The organism is Hydrocarboniphaga effusa AP103 (assembly GCF_000271305.1).
Classification (GTDB): domain Bacteria; phylum Pseudomonadota; class Gammaproteobacteria; order Nevskiales; family Nevskiaceae; genus Hydrocarboniphaga; species Hydrocarboniphaga effusa.
The window spans coordinates 476,540-499,906 of record NZ_AKGD01000003.1 but is presented as its reverse complement, the minus strand read 5'-3'; the positions used below and the strand labels follow the sequence as shown (position 1 = coordinate 499,906).

Genomic DNA, 23,367 nt, shown 5'->3' with positions numbered 1-23,367 from the left:
AGGCGACGACGTGCAGCGAGACCTCGGGCGCCAGCGTGAGCAGTTCGGCCGCCAGCTCGCGCGAGCGCGCGAGCAGCAGCGCCGGCGCGGCGCCCGGCACACCGGCGGCGATCTGCGGGTCGAGCGGCAGGTAATCCGAATGCGCCTCGGCACCGCGCGGCCGGCCCGGAAAGCCGTCGGCCGACAGGTCGACCAGGTAGAGCACGTCGCACGGCAGGCCCATGGCCTCGTCGAGCCGCAGGATCAGCACCGGCTGGGTGTATTCGACGCGCGCATCGAAGCGGGCGCTGCGCGCGAGTTCGCGCAGCCAGCTCAGCGCCTCGCCGGCGCTGACCTGGGCGAGCTGCGCATCCATCGACGAAAACCGGGCGAGCAGGCGCTCCCATTCGCGATACAGCTGGAAGCCGGCCGAATCCGACTGCGGCGACCACGGGCCCTGCACGGTCCGCAGGCGCTGCTGCCAGTGCTGGCTCCAGGCGCTCGGCAGCGCGCGAGACGGGGCGGCGGCGATCGCATCGCGCAGGGCCAGATAACGCGCCTGGAGCCGCTCGGGCAGCGCCGCGGTCAGGCGCTCGAAGCTGATGCGCGGCCAGCCTTCGTCGCGTAGCCGGGCCTCGGCGCGGGCGCCGAGACCACGGTCGAACTCGTCCCACAGCGCGGACGACAGCAGCACGCGCCCGACCAGGCCCGGCGCGTTGTCGCGCGGGCGCAGCTCGGCCAGTGCGAGCGCGGCGGCGATCGGCGGCTGATCGGCCAGCGCCCCGCCCGCCTCCCAGCGCCAGGGCTGCGGGCGCTGGTGGCTGGCCTCCAGACCTTGCAGCCACGGAGCGAGCAATGGCCGGAAGATCGATTCGAGCAGTTCCCGCCGGCCGTCCGGATCGGGCATCGCGATGACGATGCGCGGCGGCGGGCTGCTGTGATCGGCGAACGGCATCAGCCGGCGGCGGATGTCCGCCCCGATCGCGCGGAACTGCGCCTGCGCGTCGGCATGGCGCAGGCGCTGCAGTTCCGGGGAGAAGCGCGGCGGCTGCCAGCGCTCGATACGGCTGCCGGCGGCTTCGAGCGCGGCGAACAGGCTGCGTTCGCTGGGCGCAAGCGTCGCGCCGAAACCGGCGAGCACGATGCGCTGCGGCGCCCGGATGCGCCCGGCGCGGACGGCCGCGATGACCTGCGCGGGCAGATCGGCCGACACCAGCCAGCCGCGGCGCTGCAGGCGATCGCGGAACTCGGCTCGCCAGCGTGCGAAGGCCTGGTGGTCCTCGCTCTGCGGGCGCGGCAGCGAGAGCTCGTAGCGGGCGACGAGCTGCTCGGCCCGGCGCGCCTCGCGGGCGGCGGACAGCGGAGCGAGCAAGGCGGCGCCCTGGGCGTCCTGTTGGACCGCGTCGCGCCAGAGCGCGAGCTCCTGGGTCGAGTGCAGCAGCTGCTCGATCGGCCAGCTCGCGGTCCAGGCGTCCTGCATCCACTGGCGCAGGCTCTGGATCGCCGGCGCCTCCCAGACCTGGGCGCCCTGGCCACGCGCCTGCAGGCTGTGGTCCTCGCGCAAGGCGCGCGCCAGCCGATCGCTCGCGGTGAGCGTCAGCGTGTCAGGCTTGTTCGCGAAGGAGAGGTTCTCAGCCATCGATATCCGCATGCTTGCGGCTTCGATGGCCTGGTGCAACGGGTCTGGTGGCTGCCGGTCGTTCGGCGACGACCGCAGCGCCCGCGAAAATCCGGATCAGCGTTCGAGCAGTCCGAGCTTGCCGGGCTTGCCGTCGAATTCCTTGGCTTCCGGCAGCGGGTCCTTCTTCTCGGTGATGACCGGCCAGGTCTTGGCGAGATCGGCGTTGATCTGCTTGAACTCGCCCTGGTTCTCGGGCAGGTCGTCCTCGGCGAAGATCGCCTCGGCCGGGCATTCGGGCTCGCAGAGCGTGCAGTCGATGCACTCTTCGGGATCGATGACGAGGAAGTTCGGACCCTCGTGGAAACAGTCGACCGGACACACCTCGACACAATCGGTGTACTTGCACTTGATGCAGTTTTCGGTGACGACGAAGGTCATGGCGGCGGCTGAGATTTCGTGAATACAAAATTGAGAAACAAAAAACGGCCGGCATTGTACCCGATTGAATTTGCATGGGGTCGCTCGTGAGCCCTCTGCCCGGCCATTCCGGCGGACCGCCGATCATCGGCAACCCGTCCGGCCTTGCAATCGGGCCGGCGGTCCCCACCTGCGAATGACGCTACCATGCCGCACCCGCCCTCGGGCCGGACCACAGGACGATTTATGACTGGAACTGCCCCCTCGCTGAGCACCGGCAACACCGCGCCGCTGCTGCGCTTCGAAACCCAGCTGCTGCAACGGTCGGCCGACATCGAGGCCTGGTTCCGCAGCCAGTGGCACAAGACCGCACCGCCGTTCTACTGCTCGGTCGACCTGCGCAACGCGGGCTTCAAGCTCGCTCCGGTCGACACCAACCTGTTCCCGGGCGGCTTCAACAACCTGAACCCCGAATTCGAATCGCTCTGCGTGCAGGCGATCCAGTCGGCCGTCGAACGCGTGTGTCCTGACGCCAAGAGCCTGCTGCTGGTGCCCGAAAACCACACGCGCAACAAGTTCTATCTCGAAAACGTGGCGACGCTGTTCGACCTGATCCAGAAAGCCGGCTTCCACGTGCGCATCGGCTCGGTGATTCCGGATTTGCGCGAGCCCACCGATCTGACGCTCGAAATCTCGGGACGCACGCTGCATCTGGAACCACTGCAGCGCACCGGCAATCGCGTGCATCTCGCCGATTTCGATCCCTGCGTGGTGCTGCTCAACAACGATCTGTCGGCCGGCATTCCGCCGATCCTCGATGGCGTCGAACAGCAGGTGCTGCCACCGCAGGCGCTCGGCTGGCATGCGCGGCTCAAGTCGCATCACTTCGGCTTCTACCGCGAGGTGGCGCGCGATTTCGGCGAAGTGGCCGGCATCGACTCCTGGCTCGTCGACCCGCTGTTCCGCAATTGCGGGCAGATCAACTTCCTCAAGCGCGAAGGCGAGGAATGCCTGGTCAGCAACGTCGAGCTGCTGCTCGAGGACATCAAGGCCAAGTACAAGCAGTACGACATCAAGGAAGAGCCCTTCGTCATCGTCAAGGCCGATGCCGGCACCTACGGCATGGGCGTGATGACGGTGAAGTCGGTCGACGACGTGCGCGAGATGAACCGCAAGGCGCGCACCCACATGGCGAGCGCCAAGGAAGGCCGCGACGTCACCGGCGCGATCATCCAGGAAGGCGTCTACACCTTCGAAACCTGGGGCCCGGAACATCACACCGCCGAGCCGGTGGTCTATATGATCGATCGCTTCGTCGTCGGCGGCTTCTACCGCGTCAATGAAAAGCGCGGCAACCAGGAGAACCTCAACTCGCCGGGCATGTCGTTCAAGCCGCTCGCGTTCGAGAGCTGTTGCAGCCACCCCGATCGCACGCTCGCGCCCGATGCGCTGCCGAATCGCTCCTACGCCTACGGCATCGTCGCGCGCCTGGCCTTGCTCGCGGCCGCACGCGAAGTCGCCGCGAGCCGCATGCTCGCCAAGGCCGCCTGATGAGCGCCCGACGGCTCGGCGTCATCATGGACCCGATCGGGTCCATCAAGCCGTACAAGGACACCACGCTCGCGATCATGCTCGCCGCCCAGAAGCGCGGCTGGCAGCTGCTGTATCTCGAGATGGCCGACCTGTGGCTGCGCGACGGCATCGCCTTGGGTCGTGCGCGACCGGTCACCGTGTTCGACGACAGCAAGCACTGGTACGAATTCGCCGGTGAAGCGACCGCCGTCAAGCTCGGCGAAATCGATGCGATCGCGATGCGCAAGGACCCGCCGTTCGATCTCGAATATGTGACGACGACCTACCTGCTCGAACGCGCCGAAGCCCAGGGCGCGCTGGTAGTCAACAAGCCCGAGTCGCTGCGCGACTGCAACGAGAAGATGTTCACGGCCTGGTTCCCCGAACTCGTGCCGCCGACGCTGTTCGCGCGCGACTCTGCGATCCTGCGCGCGTTTCACGCCGAGCATCGCGACGTGATCTACAAGCCGGTCGACGGTATGGGCGGCATGGGCATTTTCCGCGTCGCCAGCGACGGGATGAACCTCGGCTCGGTGATCGAGCAGCTGACCTTGCTCGGCACCCGAACGATCGTCGCGCAGCAATATCTGCCCAGCATCCGCGACGGCGACAAACGCGTGCTCGTCGTCGACGGCGAGCCGGTTCCGTATTGCCTCGCGCGCGTCCCGCAGGCCGGCGAGACGCGCGGCAATCTCGCGGCGGGCGGCAGCGGCGAGCCGCGCCCTCTGACCGAGCGCGACCGCCAGATCGCGCTGGCCGTGGGCCCCGAGCTCAAGCGCCGGGGCCTGCTGTTCGTCGGCCTCGACGTGATCGGCGAACACCTGACCGAGATCAACGTGACGAGCCCGACCTGCGCGCGCGAGATCGACGCGGCCTTCGGCACCGACATCGGCGGGCTGCTGATCCAGGCGATCGAGAAGCGGCTGCCCTGATCGCGCCGCAAGCGATCCGCTTCATCGATCCTGCGGTGGTTTCCGCATTACCGACGGACCGGTCCGTTCGCAAGGACTCAGCGCTTGCTTCGACCAAACGTCCAGAGGAATACTCGCATCATGAGCTCCGGTGAATTCCTGAAGAACCAGTTCCTCGTCGCCATGCCCGGCCTCGAGGACGATCAGTTCAACCACACGGTGTCGCTGCTCTGCGAGCACAATGACCAGGGTGCGGTGGGCCTGGTCATCAATCGCCCGACCGAACTCGCGCTGACCGCGATGCTCGACCAGATGGGCGTCGATCACGAGAAGATGGGCGAAGACCGACCGATCTACTGGGGCGGACCCGTGCAGCCCGAGCGCGGCTTCGTCGTGCATCGCGAGCCCGGCGGATGGGAATCTTCCCTGCAGGTGCAGGACGATCTCTACATCACCACCTCGCGCGACATTCTCGGGGCGATCGGCAGCGGTGAGGGGCCCGAGCACTACATCGTCACGCTCGGCTACGCCGGCTGGGGCGCAGGCCAGCTCGAAGACGAGATCCTGCACAACTCCTGGCTCAATACGCCGGTCGATTCGTCCATCCTGTTCACGCTGCCCGCGCGCGATCGCTGGCAGGCTGCGACGCGCCTGCTCGGCGTCGACGTCACCCAGCTCACGGCCTCCGCCGGTCACGCTTGAGCGGCGGCACTTACCTGGCGTTCGACTACGGCTCCAAGCGCATCGGCACCGCCGTCGGCGACAGCCTCACGCAGACGGCGCGACCGCTGGCAGCCATCGCCGTGCATGCGCAACCCGACTGGGCCGCGGTCAACAAGCTGATCCACGAATGGCGGCCGGTCGCGTTGATCGTCGGCTTGCCGCTCGACGAGGACGGCAGCGAACAGGCCATCACCGAACCGGCGCGGCGCTTCGCCCGCAGCCTGCAACAGCGCAGCGGCCTGCAGGTGCACCTGATCGACGAGCGCTATTCCTCACGCGCGGCCGATTACGAGCTGCGCGACGCGCGCTCGAGCGGGCGCATGAATCGCCGCGTACGCAAGGGCGACCGCGACGGCCAGGCCGCACGCATCGTGCTCGAACAGTGGCTCGCCGAGCAGGGCTGAGCCGCGCTCAGAAATCGCTGGGCCTGGCCTGCTTCCAGTGCTGCAGGGAGCTCTTGAAGTCGTAGCGGAAATCGAAGCCGCGCTCGATCAGGAAGCCCGGCACGATATGCGTCGGACGCCCGACCTTGCGCACCCGGTCGGGGTGGATGCCGTTGAGGTTCGGATTCACCGACTGGATGAGCTTGGCGGCCAGCACGAGCAGGCTCATCGGCGCACGAATCAGCCGGCCCGAGCTTCCGAAGACTTCGTTGATCGTCGCGATCATCTGCCCCAGCGGCATCGTCTCGCGCTCCACGTAGTTGTAGAGCACGAGCGATTCGGGCAACGACATCGCGTAGCGCATGCTGTCGATCAGCCCGTAGATATAGCCGTAGGATTTCTTGATCGTGCTCGCGGTCGGCAGCACGAAATAACCGCGCCGGATCGCGCGAATCATGCGCAGGATATTGCCCGGATCGGCCGGGCCGTAGATCACACCGGGACGAACGATCACGAGCTTGCGCGAAGCGCCGCGCGCCAACCATTCGCGATGCATGTATTCGGCGATCAGCTTGGTGACGCCGTAGGGCGTGTTCGGCAGCTTGGTCGATTGCTCGCTCGTCGCAGCGGGCGTGGGACCGTAAACCGAGATGCTCGACGAGAACAGGATACGGTCGCAGCCGATCGCCTCGGCTAGGGCGCAGACGTTTTCGGCGCCGGCGAGGTTGGTGTCGTAATACTCGTGCGCCGCGTGGCCGGGCTCACGATGGATGGCCGCGAAGTTGAAGATCCAGTCGATCTGCAGGCCTGCGAACAGGCTCGCATCGATCGGCTTACGCACATCGCAGTGCACATAGCTCACACCCGGAATCTCCCGCTCGGGCGGTTTGATGTCGGCAACAACGACGCGGGTGCCGGCATCGGCGACCAGGCTCTCGGCGAGATTCGTTCCGATATAGCCGGTGCCGCCGAAGATCAGTGCGATGGGCATTCTTAGTTCTGGCGCTCTTTCAAAACAGAAATGGGCTGGCGCTGCGCCGGCGGTGGGGTCCAAGCCCGTCAGTCTGGCAGTGCAATGAAGCAGGCAGCTTACAAAAACGCATTTCCTGAATCAGGTGTCGATTTCACAGTAGGACGGCAAGTTGCGAACCACTCAGGGCATCGCTTCGAATGCCTGCCGGAGTTGCTCGACCCGGGCCCGATTGCTACCGGCATCGTCGTAGGCGAAGCGCGAAGCCGAGCGCACGTCGACGCGGCCGTTCGCAAGCATCAGCACTTCGAGGTCGTCGCGCAGCGGAAAGCCGAAGCGCGGCGCGGCGAAAACCGCATGGATGTAGCCCGACTGCTCCTGCTGGATCTGGCCCCCAAGGCGCTCGACGACCTCGTGCATGATCACGTAGTTGATGCCCATGTCGCCCGTATAACCGAGTGCCGCGACCTTGTGCAGATCGTCCTTGGCCATCGAGGACACGCAGCTCGGCCGCTTGGGGCAACCGCTGAATTCGCCCTTGCTCAGATACAGATCGGACGGCGGCGTCAGCGTGTAATAGGTGCCTACCGCGAGGCCGGCAACGGCGACCAGCAGCACCAGCACGATCAAGCGCAGCAAAAACTTCATGGTTTGGCTTTTTTCGATTCTTTCTTGGATGACGTGGACGGCATTGCGGGAACCAGGCGCTGCGGATCGATGCGTGCATCGAGCCAGCTGATGCGCCAATCCAGATGCGGCCCGGTCGCACGCCCGGTTGCCCCGGACGAGGCCACGACCTGTCCCTGCTCCACCACGTCGCCCACCTTGGCCCTGAGCTTCGACAAATGCAGAAACGCCGAGGCCAATCCGTGGCCGTGGTCGATGATGAGGGTGCCGCCGGTGTAGTACAAGTCGGGCTCGGCGAGCGTGACGACGCCGCCGGCCGGCGCTTTCACGGGCGTTCCGGTCGGCGCCGCGACATCGACGCCGTAATGCGGCTGCTTGGACTCGCCGTTCAAAATGCGCTGCGATCCGTAGACGCCCGAGATGCGGCCGGTGCACGGCCAGATGAAGCCCTGCAGAAAATCGGTGCGCGGCGTGTCGCGAAAGCGGGCTTTTCGCACGAGCGCGGCTTCGCGCTCGATGCGCGCGCTCAGCTCGGGCGGCGCGTTGACCTTGTCCTGCGGCAGACCGTCGATGCGCTGGATCTTGTACTGACGCGTCGCGACCGCGTGCGTGCTCGTGTGCGCGCTGCCGCTGGGCTCGACGACTTCGAGCTCGACCTTGGCCGGCTCGTCGCGATCGAGTCCGATGATGAAAAGCCCGTCGCCTCCGACGTTGACGCGCTGGCCCTTGAAGCGGACTTGGGAGCCGGGCTCGACATGCCCGCGCAGCAACTCGCCCTGCCTCCACTGGCCTTCGATCTGCGGCGACGCGGCGATCGCATTGGAAGCAGACAGCAGCAGCGCGAACAGAACCGTAGGGCGAGTCGAGACCCGCCGCTGTTTGCCCATCGACAGCAAACGGCGGCTCACGATCCGCCCTACGAGAGTCATCAGGCCGGCGCCTTGGCGTCGGCGCTGAGCAGCGCGATCGCCTCGGCCAGCGGCATGGTCTTCTGGTACTCGACACCGAGACGACGCAGCGTGACGGTCTTCTCTTCGGCTTCCTTGCGGCCGACGACGACGATCACCGGCACCTTGTGCACCGAGTGCTCGCGGATCTTGTAGTTGATCTTCTCGTTGCGCAGATCGGTGTCCGCACGCAGGCCCGCGTCCTTCAGTGCCTCGCACACTTCAGTCGCATAGCCATCCGCATCCGACACGATCGGCGCGACCACGGCCTGCACGGGCGCGAGCCACAGCGGCATGGCACCGGCGTGATGCTCGATCAGGATGCCGATGAAGCGCTCCATCGAACCCACGATCGCACGATGCAGCATGATCGGGCGGCGCTTCTGCGAATGCTCGTCAACGTACTCGGCGTCGAGGCGCTCGGGCATCATCGGATCGAACTGCATGGTTCCGACCTGCCAGCTGCGGCCGATCGAATCCTTCATGTGATACTCGATCTTCGGGCCATAGAACGCGCCCTCGCCCGGCAGCTCTTCCCATTCCACGCCAGCCGCGCGCAGCGCAGCACGCAGCGAATTCTCGGCGTGATCCCAGGCCTCTTCGGTGCCCAGGCGCTTGTCCGGACGCAGCGCGAGCTTGACCGCGATGGTGTCGAAGCCGAAGTCGGCGTAGACCTTCATCGCCTGCTGGTGGAAGGCGGTCACTTCGCCTTCGACCTGCTCGGGCGTACAGAAGATGTGGCCGTCGTCCTGCGTGAACGCGCGCACGCGCATGATGCCGTGCAAGCCGCCGCTCGGTTCGTTGCGATGGCAGCCGCCGAACTCGCCGTAGCGGATCGGCAGATCGCGATAGCTGCGCAGGCCGGCATTGTAGATCTGCACATGGCCCGGGCAATTCATCGGCTTCACCGCATAGGTCCGCTTCTCGGACTCGGTGAAGAACATGTTCTCCTGGTAGTTGTCCCAGTGGCCCGAACGCTTCCACAGCGAGACATCCATGATCTGCGGGCCGCGCACTTCCTGATAGCCGCTGCGGCGATAAACACCGCGCACGTACTGCTCGACCGCCTGCCAGATCGCCCAGCCCTTCGGGTGCCAGAACACCATGCCGGGCGCTTCCTCCTGCTGATGGAACAGGTCGAGCTGCTTGGCGAGCTTACGGTGATCGCGCTTCTCGGCTTCCTCGACCATCTTCAGATAAGCCTTGAGCTCATCGTCGGTCGCGAAGGCCACGCCGTAGATGCGCTGCAACTGCGCGTTGTTGGCATCGCCGCGCCAGTAAGCGCCGCTGACCTTGGTGAGCTTGAACGCGGTGCCGAGCTTGGCGGTCGACGCCAGATGCGGGCCGCGGCACATGTCGAGCCAATCCTGGCCCTGGCGATAGATGCTGATCTCTTCGCCGGCCGCGATGCCTTCGGAAACCCATTCGGCCTTGAACTTCTCGCCACTCTTTTCGAAGAACTCGATCACCTGCTCGCGCGGCCAGACTTCGCGCGTGATCGGCAGATCGCGCTTGACGATGTCGCGCATGCGGGCCTCGATCACTTCGAGATCGGATTCGCTGAAAGGCTCGCTGCGCGCGAAGTCGTAGTAGAAGCCCACGTCGGTCGACGGACCGAAGGTGATCTGCGTTCCGGGGAACAGCTCCTGCACGGCCTGGGCCAGCACATGCGCGGCATCGTGACGAATCACGTCAAGCACTTCGGGCTTGTCGCGCGTGACGATTTCGATCGCAGCACTGCGCTCGATCGGGCGAGTGAGATCGTAGAGCTCGCCGTCGAGCTTGATCAGCGCGGCCTTCTTGGCCAGGCCAGGCGAAATGCCCTGCGCGATCGACAGGCCGGTCGGCGGCGCGTCGTAGCTTTTGACGTTGCCGTCGGGGAAGGTGATTTGAATGGACATCGGCTTTCCTTCTCTGCGGGCGCGTGTTTCGCGCCCGGTCATGCCTTGGTGCGAACGGCGGCTGGCTTGAAGCGAACGATCAGTTTTCGAAGCGTGGCGGCAGCCACTCCGTCAGAAACTCTTCGCGACTCATGCTCAGCAGGCGGCGTTCTTCGAGTTCGTAAGGGTCTGCGTCGTAGGAGATCGCGCGAATCATCACGCGACCGTTTTCCGTGGGGACGATTTCGCAGCCGTTTTCGGCGGCGAGGCGAATGGCGTCCGTCAGGCCCATGTGCAGCCCGATCAGGCCGAGGCGCGCGACCGCGCCCAGGCCACGGCGGCGTCGAGCCGCGCCAACGTTCGTTCGCGTCCCAGCAGCGCGAGGGTCTGATCGATCGGCGGCGACACCGCCATGCCGACGATCGCCACGCGCAGCGGCTGGGCGACCTTGCCGAGGCCGAGCTTCTCGGCTTCGGCGAAGCCATTGACGGCCGCGTGCAAGGTCGGCGCGTCCCAGGTTCCGAGCGCCTTGAGCGTCTTGTAGAGCCCGGCGAGCGCATGCAGGCCGTCGGCATTGAAATGCTTGGCCGCATCCTTCTCGTTGTAACCGCTCAGGTCCGCGTAGAGGAAGTGCGACTTCTCGGCCATCTCGAGCAGCGTGCGGCAGCGCTCGCGCTGCGACAGGATCACGTCGACGAGCGACGGGCCATTGGCCGGATCGAGGCCCATGCGGCGCAGATGCCATTCGAACTCGGGCACGACCACTTCCGGATCGACGCTCTTGAGGTACTGGTGATTGACCCAGTAGGCCTTCTCCATGTCGAAGCGCGCGGCGCTCGACGAGACCTTGGAGAGATCGAACTTCTCGATCATCTCCTGGCGCGTGAACAGCTCCTGGTCGCCATGGCTCCAGCCCAGGCGCACGAGGTAGTTCAGTAGCGCCTCGGGCAGAAAGCCCATCGCGCGATATTCCATGACGCCGAGCGCGCCGTGGCGCTTGGACAGCTTGGCGCCGTCGGCGCCGAGGATCATCGACACGTGCGCGTAAGCCGGCGGCTCGGCACCGAGCGCCTTGAGGATGTTGATCTGGCGCGGGGTGTTGTTGACGTGGTCGTCGCCGCGGATCACGTGGGTGATGCCCATGTCCCAGTCATCCACGACGACGCAGAAGTTGTAGGTCGGCACGCCATCGGCGCGCGCGATGATGAGGTCGTCGAGCTCGGTGTTGGCGAACACGATCGGGCCCTTGATGAGGTCGTCGAGCACGACCTCGCCCTCGACCGGGTTCCTGAAGCGGACCACGGGCGGCACGCCGGCCGGCGGCTCCGGCAAGGTCTTGCCGGCTTCGGGGCGCCAGCGGCCGTCGTAGCGAGGCTTTTCCTTGCGCGCCATCTGCTCGGCGCGCATCGCGTCGAGCTCCTCCCTGGTCGCGTAGCAGTAATAGGCGGTGCCAGCCGCGAGCATCTGGGCGATGACTTCCTTGTAGCGGTCGAAACGCTGGGTCTGGTAGACCGAGTCGAAATCCGACTTCAGGCCCAGCCATTCCATGCCCTCGAAGATGGCGTCGACCGCCTCCTGGGTGGAGCGTTCGCGGTCGGTGTCCTCGATGCGCAGCAGGAACTTGCCGCCGAGGTTCTTGGCGACCAGATACGAAAACAGGGCCGTGCGCGCCCCGCCGATGTGCAGGAAGCCGGTCGGGCTGGGGGCAAAGCGGGTGACGGCGGACATGATGGCGGCGGCTGGGGGTCTTTTTAGAGGCCGGCAATTCTACAGCAGGCGTTCTACAGCAGCCGTGGCGGCAACCGCACCCGAGCCCCGCGCACAGACTAAAATGCGGGATGAACTGTCTTTTCGTGGAACAACTCACCGTCATCGACTGCGCCTACCTCGACGCGCGGCGCGGACTGGTCGGTGAAAGCTGGATCGTCGACGTCGAGCTGCACGGCGACCTCGACGAGCAGTCGATGGTGCTCGACTTCGGCGACGTCAAGAAGCGCCTCAAGCGCGCGATCGACGGCTCGGTCGACCATACGCTGCTGGTGCCCCAGCTCGCGCCGGAACTCACGATCGGGCAGCGCGATGGCGATATCGAGCTGCAGTTCCACTCCAATGCCGGGTTGATCGAGCATCGCTCGCCGTCCGTGGCCGTGAGCCTGGTCGATGCCGAATCCATCGATGCGCAGGCCGTCACCGATTACCTGCTGCCGCATCTGAAAGCCGTGGTGCCGGCGAATGTCGCCGAGATCCACCTGAACCTGCGCACCGAGCGCATCGATGGCGCCTATTACCACTACGTGCACGGGCTCAAGAAGCATCAGGGCCAGTGCCAGCGCATCGCCCACGGGCACCGTTCGCGCATCGAGATCCGGGTCGACGGCATCCGGTCACAGGCGCTCGAAGCCGCGCTCGCGGCGCGCTGGACCGACATTTATCTCGCCACACGCGAAGACGTCGTCGGAGCGGCCGACGGCCGGCTGCGCTTCGCATACCGCTCGCCCGAGGGACGCTTCGAACTCGGCCTGCCCGAAAGCCGGGTCGAACTCATCGACAGCGATACCACCGTCGAAAAGCTCGCCGAGTGGATCGCCAAGCGCATGAGCGGGAACGTCAAAGGCGGACAGACGGTCCAAGCAAAGGCTTACGAAGGCGTCATGAAAGGCGCCATTGCAAGTTGCAAGAACGGCGATTCGTAAGCCGGCAGAATTCACACCTTATTCAGCGCTTGACGCGCAGCGTGGCATCCATGAACAAGTCCTTCCCCGTCTTGAACTCCAGTTTCAAACCGCGCCGCTTCCTCGGCTTGGTTTCGGCGCTGGCCGGTGCCTTGGCGCTCGGCGGTTGTGCGACCTATTACCCCGATTCGTATCCATCCTCCGGCCCGTACTACGGCGGAGGCGGCGTTGGCGCCGTTTACTCGGATCGCTACTACGACCCGTATTATTCGGGCGGCTACTACGGCTACCCAGCGTACAACTCGACGACGATTTATTACGACGCCTTCCGCCCGGGGTACGCCTACCGTCCGGGTTACGGCTACTACTACCCGGCTCCGCCGCCGCGCGGGGGCCATGACCATGGCCACGATCATGACCACGATCGCGATCGCGGCCGGGGTTGGGGTGATGTGGCGCGAGAGGCCGGCGGCAACCAGAACCGGGACGATCGGGATCGGGGCAGCTCCTGGGGCGGTCCGCGTGGCAATCAGGGCAACAGCAACCCGCGCCCCAACCTGCCGTCTCCGCCTTCGGACAGCGGTCGGTCGAACGGCTGGCTCGGCCGCGTGACGGGCGGCAACGACAGCCGCCCGAGCGCTCCTTCTCCCCCTCGCCCGCAGATCAGCTCGCCGCCCCGCCAGGACAGCGCCCCGCGTCCGTCGCCGCCGCCTCGGCCGAGCTCCGATTCGGGCTCCCGTTCTCGCGGCAGCGGCTGGGGCGACAAGGCCCGCAACGGCCGCGACCGCTGAACGCAGCCGTCCAAGGGCGCGCATTTCCAACTGTGGAATAATGCGCGCCCGTTTTTCTGCCTCTTAGCTGACATGAGCTCCGCCGACGACGTCCGTTTCTTCCCCCGTCTCTCCATCGAACAGGTCGAGGAAGGCCACGAACTCGCGCCCAAGTTCGACGAGCACGGCCTCATTCCGTGCGTGACGACGGCCTACGGCACCGGCGAAGTGCTGATGCTCGGCTACATGAACGTCGAGGCGCTCAAGAAGACCATCCTGACCGGCGAAGCGCACTACTACAGCCGCTCGCGCAAGGTGCTCTGGCACAAGGGCGCGACCAGCGGCCTGGTGCAGAAGGTCGAAGAACTGCGCATCGACGACGACCAGGACGCGATCTGGCTGCGCGTGTCGGTCAACGGCGATGCGAGCTGCCACGTCGGCTATCGCTCCTGCTTCTACCGCTCGGTGCCCACCGACGCGCGCGGTGCAGCCGGCGAGCTGAACTTCGAAGAGCACGAGAAGGCCTTCGACCCCAAGGCCATCTACGGCGACGCGCCGAACCCGACGATCCTCTAAGTCAGTGGTTCTCAAGGCTCCGCGGGCGCGTTCCACCAGCGCAAGGCCTGCTCGCGGTAGCCTTCGACGGCCCAGCCGTCGTCCGTCGGTATTGCGAACAACGCGCCCTCCACGCCGGTGACCCGCTGTTCGGCCCCGATCGCGGCATACCGGGCCACGACTTCCGGGCGCGGATGCCCGAAGCGGCTGCGCCAGCCGGCCCCGTAGAGCACCACTTTCGGCCTCACCGCCTCGACGAAAGCCTGCGACGACGAGCTCTTGCTTCCGTGATGCGGGGCGACGAGCAGATCGGCGGCGATCTCTTCGGGATGCCGCTCGATCAGCCGTCGCTCGGCCTTGCGTTCGATGTCACCGGCCAACAGCAGACGGCGCGTTCCATCGCTCACGAGCAGCACGCACGAGCCCTCGTTGTCCGACCACGGCCCTTCGTCCGGGTGCAGCACAAGGAACTCCACTCCGTCCCAGTTCCAGGCCTGGCCGTCGCGGCAAGGCTGGGCCGTCAGCGCACCGTATTCGGCCTTCGCGCCAACGAAACGCCGAACCGCCTCGAGGCCACCGGCGTGATCACGATCCTCGTGCGAAATCACGAGCGCATCGAGCCTGCGGATTCCGCGCCCGAGCAGATACGGCACGACCACGCTTTCGCCCGCGTCGAAGCCCTCTTCGATCGCCGGACCGGCGTCGTAAAGCAGCGTGTGGCCAGCAGTTTGCACGACCGCCGACAGGCCCTGGCCGACATCGAGCACGGCGACTTCGAAACCGCGCGCGGGCGCCGGTTGCGGCGGCCATAGCAGCGGCAGCAGGCACAGCAGGCCGAGCGGGCGCGTCGGCAGACCGCGCGGCGCGAGTAGCAACAGGGCGCCGAGCAGGGCCAGCGCGAGCGCCGGCAACGGCGGGCTCGCGGCCCACCAGCCGGCTTCGGTCCACGCGGCCAGCGCCTGCAGGTAGCGCTGGAGTTCCGACAACGCCGAGGCCGTGAGCCCGAGCAGCGGCGTTCCGAACCAGGGCCAGATCCAGTCGAGCAGCAAGGCCGCGAGCGCGATCGGGGTGACGACGGCCACCAGCGGCACCGCGATCAGGTTCACCGGCAGCGCGCTCCAGCCCATGCCTTGAAACCAGCCGAGGCTCAGCGGCAGCAGCCCGAGCGTCAGCGCCGCCTGCACGCGCAGGGCTTCGAGCCAGAACGGCGCGGCCGCGAGCCGATGCAGGGTCAGGTAGAAGATCAGCCCCACGGCTCCGAACGACAGCCACAGCCCGGGGCTCAGCACCGCTTCGGGGTCGACCAGCAGCACCGCGATCCAGGCCAGCGCGAGCACTCGAAACGGATGCTGCAACCGATCGAACCAGGCCGCTCCGAGCAGAAAAACGAGCATCAGCGCCGCACGCTGCACCGGCGGCTCCCAGCCGGCCAGGAACGCATAGGCGACACCGGCCGCCGCTGCCGCGACCATGCCGGCCTTCTGCGCGGGCAAGCGCAGGCACAGCGGCGGCCACAAGGCCCAGAGCCAGCGGCCGAGGAAGAACGCCACGCTCGCCCCGATGGCGACGTTGAAGCCGGATATCGCCACAAGGTGCGTCGTCCCGGTTTGTCGGAACACATCCCAGTCGTGCGCGGAGATGGCCGAGTCGTCACCGATCGTCAGCGCCGCCAGCAGCGGCAGGCCCGGATGCCCAGGCAAGGCGGCGTGCAGACGATCGAGCAGACGCTGGCGCATGAGCAGCCAAGGCGGGCCGCTCAGGGCTTCGCAGCGCTCGCCCGACCGCACGCTTGCGAGCGCTCCAACCCCTTCGCGGAACAGCCAGGCCTCGTAGTCGAAGGCGCCCGGATTCAGCGAGCCATGCGGCGTTCGCATGCGCAGCGTCAGAAGCCAGCACTCGCCGGCCTTGAGTTCCACGGGCGCGCGATACCAGGAGGCGCGAATCAGCGGAATCGAGGCATCGTCCGCGCGAAACTGGAAACGCCAGCGGCGCTCGCCGTCGATGTCGTCGGGCTCCGGCAGCGCCGCGACATGGCCGCGCAACTCGATCGTTTCGTTGTGCCGCGACAGCGGCCATCGCAGCGCGACATCGTCCTGCACGCGCCAGACGCACCAGAGCACGCCGAACACGAACAGCGCATGGGTCGCCCGCCCGCGCCACGGCAGCAGCGCCGGAATCGCGAACAGTCCGAGCATCCACGGTGCGGGCAATTCGCGCAGCGCATGCACGGCCAGAATGCCGAGCGTGAACGGCAAGGCCAGCGCGAACGGACTTCGGGCGGAACGACGCAGCGTCATCACGCGAGCGTAGCGAGGCTGCGCGACACGCATCGCGCAGCACATCACAAGCCGTAATCGAGCGAGCATCTCAAGCGGCCACTACACTCTGGGGCATCCCTGGACCCGAGCGCCGACATGACCGATCTCTCCGCCTTCCCGATCACGCGGAAATGGCCCGCCCAGCATCCCGAGCGCCTGCAGCTCTACTCGCTGCCCACGCCCAACGGCGTCAAGGTGTCGATCGCGCTCGAAGAAACCGGCTTGCCCTACGAGGTGCACAAGGTCAGCTTCGATACCCAGGACCAGCTCTCACCGGAGTTCCTGTCGCTGAATCCGAACAACAAGATTCCGGCGATCCTCGATCCGAACGGCCCCAACGGCCAGCCGCTGGCCTTGTTCGAATCCGGCGCGATCCTGGTCTATCTGGCCGACAAGACCGGCCAGCTGATGCCGTCGGACGCGGCCAAGCGCTACGAAACGCTGCAGTGGCTGATGTTCCAGATGGGCGGCATCGGCCCGATGTTCGGGCAGCTCGGCTTCTTCCACAAGTTCGCCGGCAGGGATTACGAGGACAAGCGTCCGCGCGATCGCTACGTGGCCGAGAGCAAGCGCCTGCTCGACGTGCTCGATCGCCATCTCGAATCGCGCAGCTGGCTCATCGGCGACGAATACACGATCGCGGACATCGCGGTGTTTCCGTGGGTGCGCAACCTGGTCGGCTTCTACGGGGCCGGCGAGATCGTCGGCTTCGATGGCTTTGCGAACGTGCGTCGCGTGCTCGATACCTTCGTCGCGCGGCCTGCGGTGGTTCGCGGGCTCACGATTCCGTCGTAGAAAGCCGCAGGCCTCGCTCAGCCCGGCGAAGTGCCGGTCAGCTCGTCGTGCCGCTGCAGGCGGCCCGTATCGAGCGTCCAGATGTGATCCATGCGCGAGGCCAGGCCGAGGTCGTGGGTCACGACGACGAGGCTGGTGCCGAGTTCGCGATTGAGCTCCAGCATGAGCTCGAACACGCGATCGGCCGTGCGCGAATCGAGGTTGCCGGTCGGCTCGTCGGCGAGCACGCAATCGGGCCTGGTCACGAGCGCACGCGCAACCGCGGCACGCTGACGCTCGCCGCCCGACAGCTCGCCGGGCTTGTGCTGCAGGCGCTGGCCCAGGCCGACGCGATCGAGCAGATCGCCGGCCTGCTTGCGCGCACTGGCGAGCTCAGTGCGGCGAATCAGCAGCGGCATCATCACGTTCTCGAGCGCAGTGAACTCGGGCAACAGGTGATGGAACTGGTAGACGAAGCCGAGCCGCTGATTGCGCAGCTGCCCGCGCGCCGCATCCGACAGCGCCGACATGCGTTCGCCGGCGACGAACACTTCGCCCGCCGTCGGCGAATCGAGCCCGCCGAGCACGTGCAGCAGCGTCGATTTGCCGCTGCCCGAAGCGCCGACGATGGCCACGCGTTCGCCGCGACGCAGCTCGAAGTCGACGTTGTCGAGCACCTTGAGATTGAGGCGTCCGTCGTCGAAGGTCTTCGACAGGCCTTTGGCACGGATGATGGGCGTTTCGCCGGTCACGGTCGTCGGATTCCTATTCATAGCGCAGCGCCTCCGCCGGCTGCACGCGCGAGGCGCGCCAGGCCGGATACAGCGTCGACAGCAGGCCCAGCGCGAGCGAGAGAATGCTGATGCGGATCACGTCGCTGGACTTGAGCTCGGACGGCAGATCACTGATGTAGTAGACCTCGGGCGACAAGAACTGATGCCCGGTCAGCGCCTGCAGCAGCGGCACCAGCCGCTCGACGTTGAGCGCCAGGCTGACGCCGCCGACCACGCCGATCACCGTGCCGATGATGCCGATCAGCGAGCCCTGCACCATGAAGATCGCCATGATCGAACGCGGGCTCGCGCCGAGCGTGCGCAGGATCGCGATATCGGCCTGCTTGTCCTGCACCACCATCACCAGCGTCGACACGATGTTGAACGCGGCCACGCCGACGATCAGCGACAGGATGATGAACATCACCATCTTCTCGGTCGCCACCGCGCTGAAGAAATTCGCGTGGCTGCGCGTCCAGTCGTTGACGTAGTAGATGCCTTGCAGCTGTCCGGCGAGCTCGCGCGACACCGTCGGCGCCTTGAACATGTCGTGCAGCTTGATGCGGACGCCGGTCACCGTGTCGCCCATGCGGTACAGCGACTGCGCGTCGCCGAGATGGATCAGCACCAGCGTGCGATCGAACTCGTACATGCCGACCTTGAAGATGCCCGAGACGGTGAAGCGCCGGAAGCGTGGCAGCACGCCGGCGGGCGTCACGCTGGCCTGCGGAATCATGAGGTCGACCTTGTCACCCGGCGTCACGCCGAGCACCTGCGCGAGCTCGTAGCCGATGACGATGTTGAACGAGCCGGCCTTGAGGTCATCGAGCGAGCCCGCGACCATCTTGTCGCCGATGTCGGACACGCCGCGCTCCTCGTCCGGCAGCACGCCGCGCAGCATCGTCCCCGACAGCCCGCTGCCGAGCCGCAGCATGCCCTCGCCTTCGACGTACGGAGCCACCGCTTCCACGTCGGGATTCTTGCGCGCCGTGTCGGCGACGCCGGGCCAATCGGCGAGCCCGCCTTCGAAGGCCGAGATCGTCGCGTGCGAGGCCATGCCGAGAATGCGCGTGCGCAGCTCGCGCTCGAAGCCGTTCATGACCGAGAGCACGGTGATCAGCGCGGTCACGCCGATGCCGATCCCGAGCATCGACGCGAACGAGATGAACGATATGAAGTGATTACGCCGCTTGGCCCGCGTATAGCGCAGGCCGGCGAAGAGTTCGTAGGGGTGTCGCATGGGCGGGCATTAGATCATAGGAGCCCTCGGCTCAGTCGCGAGCGAAGGCACCTGCTGCGAAATCGGGACGAGGTGAAGGCCCAGCACGCCGTCGATCACCGTCCTGCGCCCAGGTGTCGCGCGGGTCCCGTTCGTTGCGGCTGGCAATGGTTATAGTTCGGCCATGCGCTTCGACGAGCCCTTGCCATGATCAAGCCCGCAGCCCTGTTGTCGATGCTCGCCGTGATGTCGGCCCAGGCGGAGGAACTCGTGATGCCGGCAGGCTCGCAGCCCACTCCGATTGCGACTGCAGCACCCGCGTCAGGCGGCCTGCCGGACAAAGGCGAGAGCATGCAGGCCGTCAGCCGGCAATTCGGCGAGCCCAGGCAGCGTCACGCGGCGGTGGGAGGGGATTCACCCCGGCATCCCCCGATCACGCGCTGGGATTACGACGGCTTCTCGGTGTTCTTCGAGAATCAGCACGTGATCCACGCGGTGCGACCGGACGCGCCGGCCCCGCTGGCCCGGCGCGACGGTCTCAGCGGAGGCTAGGAGTAGGCCGAGTCACGACCCACCGTTCGCCTGTGCAGGTCGGGCGACGGCAGTGGCAGGCATGATTCGCCCTGCGGTCCAGCTCGGACTGCTCAGCGCTTGCAGGACGGATCCGTGGTATCGGCGCACTTCTGGATCGCCTCGCCGCCCGCTTCGATGTCCTTGCCGGCGCCTTCCATGGTGTTGCAGGCGGTCAGGAACAGCGAGCCCGAGAGCAGCAGCAGGGTCGCGGCAGTACCGAACAGCGGTTTGAAGGTTTTCATGACGAGTCCTTTCGTTGGGTGCTTCTTTTCGTGATGGGCTCGATGCCCGGCGGCAGCATGCCCTCGCACAACTGAACGGTTTCCGGCCGGCGCCGGCCGCATTCCCGCTGACATCATTCCGGTGTAAGGTCGCGGCCCTCGCCGCCTCCCCGATTCAAGGCCATGCCCCGCAATTTCCTGCCGCCCGAATGGGCTCCCCAGTCCGCCGTGATGCTGACCTGGCCGCGTGCCGACGGTGACTTCGCGCGTCATTTCGAGGCCGTGGAAGCCAATTTCGTCGCCATCGCGGTCGCCATCAGCCAGCACCAGGAAGTGCACATCAACTACGGGCTTGATCCGGCCAATCTGCGCGAACGGCTGATCCAGGCCGGGGCGCATCCGGCCCGGCTGCGCGTCTATCGCGTCGAATCGGACGACGTCTGGGCTCGCGACCACGGGCCGATCACGGTGATTCGCGACGGCCGGCTCGTGCATCTGGATTTCACCTTCAACGGCTGGGGCAACAAATTCTCGGCCGAGCGCGACAACCAGCTCACGCGCAAGCTCGCCGGGCTCGGCGCCTGGAGCGCGCCAGTCGAGACGGTGGATTTCGTGCTCGAGGGCGGCGGCATCGAAGTCGACGGCTGCGGCGCCCTGCTGACCACCGAGCGCTGCCTGCTCGCACCGACGCGCAATCCGCAGCTGACGCGCGAAGGCATCGAAGCCGTGCTCAAGCGCGAGTTCGGCATCGAGCGCGTGCTCTGGCTCAAGCATGGCGATCTGCTCGGCGACGACACCGACGGCCACGTCGACACCATCGCCCGCTTCTGCGACGCGCACACCATCGCGTATCAGGGTTGCAGCGATCCGAGCGACGCGCACTACGAAGACCTCAAGGGCCTCGCCGAAGAACTCGCGGCGCTGCGCACGCGCGACGGCAGTCCATACGACCTCGTGGAACTGCCGCTGCCCGCGCCGATCTACGATGAAGACGGCCAGCGCCTGCCGGCCGGCTATGCGAACTTTTTGATCATGAACAACGTCGTGCTCGTGCCGATCTACGGCGACGCCAACGACGAGCCCGCGCTGTCGAAGCTGCGTGAGGTTTTCGAGGATCGCCAGGTCATTGGCATCGATTGCCGCGCCCTCATCCTGCAGTACGGCGGCCTGCACTGCGTCACCATGCAGATTCCGCAGGCGCCCGCACGCGGCTGAGTCCGCTCACGAGAGTTCGAGAGGCACAAGACAGATGGCATCGAAGAAAACCCTGCGCATCGGCATCGTCCAACAGGCCTGCACCGACGATCGCGAACACAACCTCTCGGTCTCCGCCGCCGCCGTGCGCGACGCCGCCGCGCGTGGCGCCCAGCTCGTGCTGCTGCAGGAGCTGCACACGGGCCTCTACTTTTGCCAGCACGAATCGACCGAGCTGTTCGACCTCGCCGAACCGATTCCGGGGCCGTCGACGAAGTTTCTCGGCGAGCTTGCGAAAGAACTCGGCATCGTCATCATCGGCTCGCTGTTCGAGCGCCGTGCGCCCGGGCTTTATCACAACACCGCCGTCGTCCTTGAAAAGGACGGCAGCCTCGCCGGCGTGTATCGCAAGATGCACATTCCGGACGATCCGGGCTACTACGAGAAGTTCTACTTCACACCGGGCGACCTCGGCTTCAAGCCGATCGAGACCAGCCTCGGCAAGCTCGGCATCCTGGTCTGCTGGGACCAGTGGTATCCCGAAGGCGCGCGGCTGATGGCACTGGCCGGCGCCGACCTGCTGTTCTACCCGACCGCGATCGGCTGGAACCCCGAAGACACGCAGGAAGAACAGGCCCGCCAGCGCGACGCCTGGATCACCATCCAGCGCTCGCACGCGGTCGCCAACGGCCTGCCCGTGATCGTCGCCAATCGCTGCGGCCACGAAGCGGACCCGACCGGATCGCTCAAGGGCGCGACCTTTTGGGGATCGAGCTTCGCAGTCGGCCCGCAGGGCGAATTCATCGCCCAGGCCGGCACCGAAAAAGCCGAGACGCTCGTCGTCGACATCGACCTCGCGCGTTCGGAAAACGTGCGCCGCTGGTGGCCGTTCCTGCGCGACCGGCGCATCGATGCGTATGAGGATCTGGTGAAACGGTATCGCGATTGATATCGCGTGTCCCCTCTCCCGCTCGCGGGTGGGGTGGCTGATGGGACTCGAACCCACGACAACAGGAATCACAATCCTGGACTCTACCAACTGAGCTACAGCCACGCACCCTTCGACATCACACACATTCCAGACCGTGCTCCCTCACTCCCCGCCGATGGCGGGACTCTCTCCCGCTCGCGGGAGAGAGGAACGTCAACAAATCAATTCAACAGCTCACTGGCCGGCGTATACGCGTAGCCCAAGTCCTCGGCCACAGCCTTGTAGGTGATCTTGCCCGTATGCACGTTGAGGCCTTCGCGCAGATACGCATCATCCCTGAGCGCCTGCTTGTAGCCCTTGTTCGCAAGCGCGAGCGCAAAAGGCAGCGTCGCGTTGGTCAGCGCGAACGTCGAGGTACGCGCGACTCCGCCCGGCATGTTGGCGACGCAGTAATGCACGACGCCTTCTTCGAGATAAGTCGGGTTCTGGTGCGTGGTCGGGCGCGAGGTTTCGAAGCAGCCGCCCTGGTCGATCGCCACGTCGACGACGACCGCTCCGTCCTTCATCGCACGCAGATGCTGGCGATTGACGAGCTTGGGTGCCGCAGCGCCCGGGACGAGCACCGCACCGATCACGAGGTCGGCCTGCTGCGTGTAGTGCTCCACCGCGTCGACGGTCGAATAAATGGTGTTGAGCCGGCCCTGGAACAGCGAGTCGAGCTGGTTCAAACGCGGCAGCGAGCGATCGAGCACCGTCACGTTGGCGCCCATGCCCACCGCGATGCGCGCCGCGTTGTAGCCCACCACGCCGCCACCGATCACGAGCACCTCGGCCGCCGCCACGCCCGGAACGCCGCCGAGCAGCACGCCGTTGCCGCCCTGGGCCTTCTCCATCGCATGCGCCCCGGCCTGTATCGACATGCGGCCGGCGACTTCGCTCATCGGCGCCAGCAGCGGCAGGCCGCCGCGCGGATCGGTCACGGTTTCATAGGCGATGGCGATGCAACCCGAGTCGACCAACGCCCGGGTCTGTTCGGGATCGGGGGCCAGATGCAGATAGGTGAACAGCAGCTGGTTTTCGCGCAGCAGCTTGCACTCGACCGGCTGCGGCTCTTTCACTTTGATGACCATCTCGGCGCGCGCGAAGATCTCCTGCGCGCTGGAAACGATCTCCGCGCCCGCGGCGCGGAACACCTCGTCGGTGATTCCGATACCGCTGCCGGCGCCAGCCTGCACCATCACCTGATGCCCGTGAGCCTTGAGCTCCTTGACACCGGCCGGCGTCAGCCCGACGCGGTACTCGTGAACTTTGATTTCTTTGGGCGTGCCGATGAGCAT

At 66.3% G+C, this 23,367-nt stretch carries 24 protein-coding genes and 1 tRNA gene; 12 read left to right on the top strand and 13 right to left on the bottom strand.

The genetic code is table 11. The annotated features are described in order from the left end of the window. Positions 1 to 10: 10 nt before the first annotated feature. Positions 11 to 607, top strand: a complete 597-nt coding sequence (locus WQQ_RS24990) for a hypothetical protein (RefSeq protein ID WP_085943149.1) — start codon at positions 11 to 13, stop codon at positions 605 to 607. Between the two features lie 1,107 nt (positions 608 to 1,714). Here the strand turns inward: WQQ_RS24990 and fdxA are convergent. Then, positions 1,715 to 2,038 carry a ferredoxin FdxA gene (gene fdxA / locus WQQ_RS18580; RefSeq protein ID WP_007186799.1) on the bottom strand — a complete coding sequence of 108 codons (324 nt, stop codon included), beginning with the start codon at positions 2,036 to 2,038 and terminating at the stop codon, positions 1,715 to 1,717. A 225-nt stretch (positions 2,039 to 2,263) separates the two neighbouring features. On the opposite strand from fdxA, the gene gshA reads away from it, so the two are divergent. The 4 genes from gshA to ruvX all read left to right on the top strand — a co-directional run bounded on the left by gshA (position 2,264) and on the right by ruvX (position 5,627). Then, a complete protein-coding gene (gene gshA, locus WQQ_RS18575; RefSeq protein WP_007186798.1) occupies positions 2,264 to 3,568 on the top strand; it encodes a glutamate--cysteine ligase in 1,305 nt (434 codons plus the stop codon). Continuing rightward, positions 3,568 to 4,521 (top strand): glutathione synthase, encoded by a 954-nt coding sequence (gshB, locus tag WQQ_RS18570; protein WP_007186797.1) that lies wholly within the window; start codon positions 3,568 to 3,570, stop codon positions 4,519 to 4,521. The genes gshA and gshB overlap by 1 nt, the downstream gene beginning before the upstream one ends. Positions 4,522 to 4,641: 120 nt before the next feature. Further along, positions 4,642 to 5,202, top strand: coding sequence for a YqgE/AlgH family protein (locus tag WQQ_RS18565; protein WP_007186796.1), 561 nt, complete (start codon positions 4,642 to 4,644; stop codon positions 5,200 to 5,202). Continuing rightward, the gene (gene ruvX / locus WQQ_RS18560; protein ID WP_007186795.1) at positions 5,199 to 5,627 is read left to right on the top strand and encodes a Holliday junction resolvase RuvX; all 429 of its coding nucleotides are present in this window, start codon (positions 5,199 to 5,201) and stop codon (positions 5,625 to 5,627) included. Before WQQ_RS18565 ends, ruvX begins: the two co-directional genes overlap by 4 nt. A gap of 7 nt (positions 5,628 to 5,634) precedes the next feature. On the opposite strand, the gene WQQ_RS18555 is transcribed toward ruvX, so the two are convergent. From WQQ_RS18555 to gltX, 6 genes are all read right to left on the bottom strand, one after another. Next, entirely contained in the window at positions 5,635 to 6,597 is a 963-nt protein-coding gene (locus WQQ_RS18555) for an NAD-dependent epimerase/dehydratase family protein (protein WP_007186794.1), read from the bottom strand. Positions 6,598 to 6,759: 162 nt separating this feature from the next. Next, a complete protein-coding gene (locus tag WQQ_RS18550) occupies positions 6,760 to 7,224 on the bottom strand; it encodes a DUF1499 domain-containing protein (protein WP_007186793.1) in 465 nt (154 codons plus the stop codon). Then, positions 7,221 to 8,132: a M23 family metallopeptidase gene (locus WQQ_RS18545; protein WP_237715087.1), complete on the bottom strand. Its 912-nt coding sequence runs from the start codon at positions 8,130 to 8,132 to the stop codon at positions 7,221 to 7,223. The genes WQQ_RS18550 and WQQ_RS18545 overlap by 4 nt, the downstream gene beginning before the upstream one ends. Continuing rightward, positions 8,132 to 10,051, bottom strand: a complete 1,920-nt coding sequence (gene thrS, locus WQQ_RS18540; protein WP_007186791.1) for a threonine--tRNA ligase — start codon at positions 10,049 to 10,051, stop codon at positions 8,132 to 8,134. The genes WQQ_RS18545 and thrS overlap by 1 nt, the downstream gene beginning before the upstream one ends. A gap of 79 nt (positions 10,052 to 10,130) precedes the next feature. Further along, a complete protein-coding gene (locus WQQ_RS18535) occupies positions 10,131 to 10,322 on the bottom strand; it encodes a hypothetical protein (RefSeq protein WP_007186790.1) in 192 nt (63 codons plus the stop codon). Between the two features lie 11 nt (positions 10,323 to 10,333). Next, positions 10,334 to 11,758 carry a glutamate--tRNA ligase gene (gene gltX, locus WQQ_RS18530; RefSeq protein WP_007186789.1) on the bottom strand — a complete coding sequence of 475 codons (1,425 nt, stop codon included), beginning with the start codon at positions 11,756 to 11,758 and terminating at the stop codon, positions 10,334 to 10,336. A gap of 125 nt (positions 11,759 to 11,883) precedes the next feature. Between gltX and WQQ_RS18525 the strand changes: the two genes are divergently transcribed. From WQQ_RS18525 to hisI, 3 genes are all read left to right on the top strand, one after another. Continuing rightward, complete coding sequence (locus WQQ_RS18525) at positions 11,884 to 12,723, top strand: 6-pyruvoyl trahydropterin synthase family protein (RefSeq protein WP_007186788.1); 840 nt, start codon at positions 11,884 to 11,886, stop codon at positions 12,721 to 12,723. Positions 12,724 to 12,773: 50 nt separating this feature from the next. After that, positions 12,774 to 13,493 (top strand): hypothetical protein, encoded by a 720-nt coding sequence (locus tag WQQ_RS23285; protein WP_007186787.1) that lies wholly within the window; start codon positions 12,774 to 12,776, stop codon positions 13,491 to 13,493. A gap of 72 nt (positions 13,494 to 13,565) precedes the next feature. Then, on the top strand, positions 13,566 to 14,048 hold the full coding sequence (gene hisI, locus WQQ_RS18515; RefSeq protein WP_007186786.1) for a phosphoribosyl-AMP cyclohydrolase: 483 nt from the start codon (positions 13,566 to 13,568) through the stop codon (positions 14,046 to 14,048). Positions 14,049 to 14,059: 11 nt separating this feature from the next. Here hisI and WQQ_RS18510 read toward each other — a convergent pair whose 3' ends face one another. Beyond that, positions 14,060 to 16,324, bottom strand: a complete 2,265-nt coding sequence (locus tag WQQ_RS18510; RefSeq protein ID WP_157534772.1) for a DNA internalization-related competence protein ComEC/Rec2 — start codon at positions 16,322 to 16,324, stop codon at positions 14,060 to 14,062. A 117-nt stretch (positions 16,325 to 16,441) separates the two neighbouring features. Here WQQ_RS18510 and WQQ_RS18505 point away from each other — a divergent pair, with 117 nt between their 5' ends. Beyond that, the gene (locus WQQ_RS18505) at positions 16,442 to 17,140 is read left to right on the top strand and encodes a glutathione S-transferase N-terminal domain-containing protein (protein ID WP_007186784.1); all 699 of its coding nucleotides are present in this window, start codon (positions 16,442 to 16,444) and stop codon (positions 17,138 to 17,140) included. Positions 17,141 to 17,157: 17 nt separating this feature from the next. Here the strand turns inward: WQQ_RS18505 and lolD are convergent, their stop codons facing one another. Both lolD and WQQ_RS18495 read right to left on the bottom strand, forming a co-directional pair. Further along, positions 17,158 to 17,892 carry a lipoprotein-releasing ABC transporter ATP-binding protein LolD gene (gene lolD / locus WQQ_RS18500; RefSeq protein ID WP_040454853.1) on the bottom strand — a complete coding sequence of 245 codons (735 nt, stop codon included), beginning with the start codon at positions 17,890 to 17,892 and terminating at the stop codon, positions 17,158 to 17,160. Next, positions 17,885 to 19,132: a lipoprotein-releasing ABC transporter permease subunit gene (locus WQQ_RS18495; RefSeq protein ID WP_007186781.1), complete on the bottom strand. Its 1,248-nt coding sequence runs from the start codon at positions 19,130 to 19,132 to the stop codon at positions 17,885 to 17,887. Before WQQ_RS18495 ends, lolD begins: the two co-directional genes overlap by 8 nt. A 186-nt stretch (positions 19,133 to 19,318) precedes the next feature. On the opposite strand from WQQ_RS18495, the gene WQQ_RS18490 reads away from it, so the two are divergent. Next, positions 19,319 to 19,663, top strand: a complete 345-nt coding sequence (locus tag WQQ_RS18490) for a hypothetical protein (RefSeq protein ID WP_007186780.1) — start codon at positions 19,319 to 19,321, stop codon at positions 19,661 to 19,663. A gap of 92 nt (positions 19,664 to 19,755) precedes the next feature. Here WQQ_RS18490 and WQQ_RS23890 read toward each other — a convergent pair whose 3' ends face one another. Next, a complete protein-coding gene (locus tag WQQ_RS23890) occupies positions 19,756 to 19,926 on the bottom strand; it encodes an entericidin A/B family lipoprotein (protein ID WP_007186779.1) in 171 nt (56 codons plus the stop codon). A gap of 162 nt (positions 19,927 to 20,088) precedes the next feature. On the opposite strand from WQQ_RS23890, the gene WQQ_RS18485 reads away from it, so the two are divergent. Both WQQ_RS18485 and WQQ_RS18480 read left to right on the top strand, forming a co-directional pair. Then, entirely contained in the window at positions 20,089 to 21,120 is a 1,032-nt protein-coding gene (locus WQQ_RS18485) for an agmatine deiminase family protein (RefSeq protein ID WP_007186778.1), read from the top strand. 34 nt (positions 21,121 to 21,154) lie between these two features. Next, a complete protein-coding gene (locus WQQ_RS18480; protein WP_007186777.1) occupies positions 21,155 to 22,048 on the top strand; it encodes a carbon-nitrogen hydrolase in 894 nt (297 codons plus the stop codon). A 29-nt stretch (positions 22,049 to 22,077) separates the two neighbouring features. Here WQQ_RS18480 and WQQ_RS18475 read toward each other — a convergent pair. Together WQQ_RS18475 and ald are read right to left on the bottom strand one after the other, a co-directional pair. Then, positions 22,078 to 22,153 (bottom strand) — tRNA-His (locus WQQ_RS18475). A 98-nt stretch (positions 22,154 to 22,251) separates the two neighbouring features. Further along, entirely contained in the window at positions 22,252 to 23,367 is a 1,116-nt protein-coding gene (gene ald, locus WQQ_RS18470; protein WP_007186776.1) for an alanine dehydrogenase, read from the bottom strand.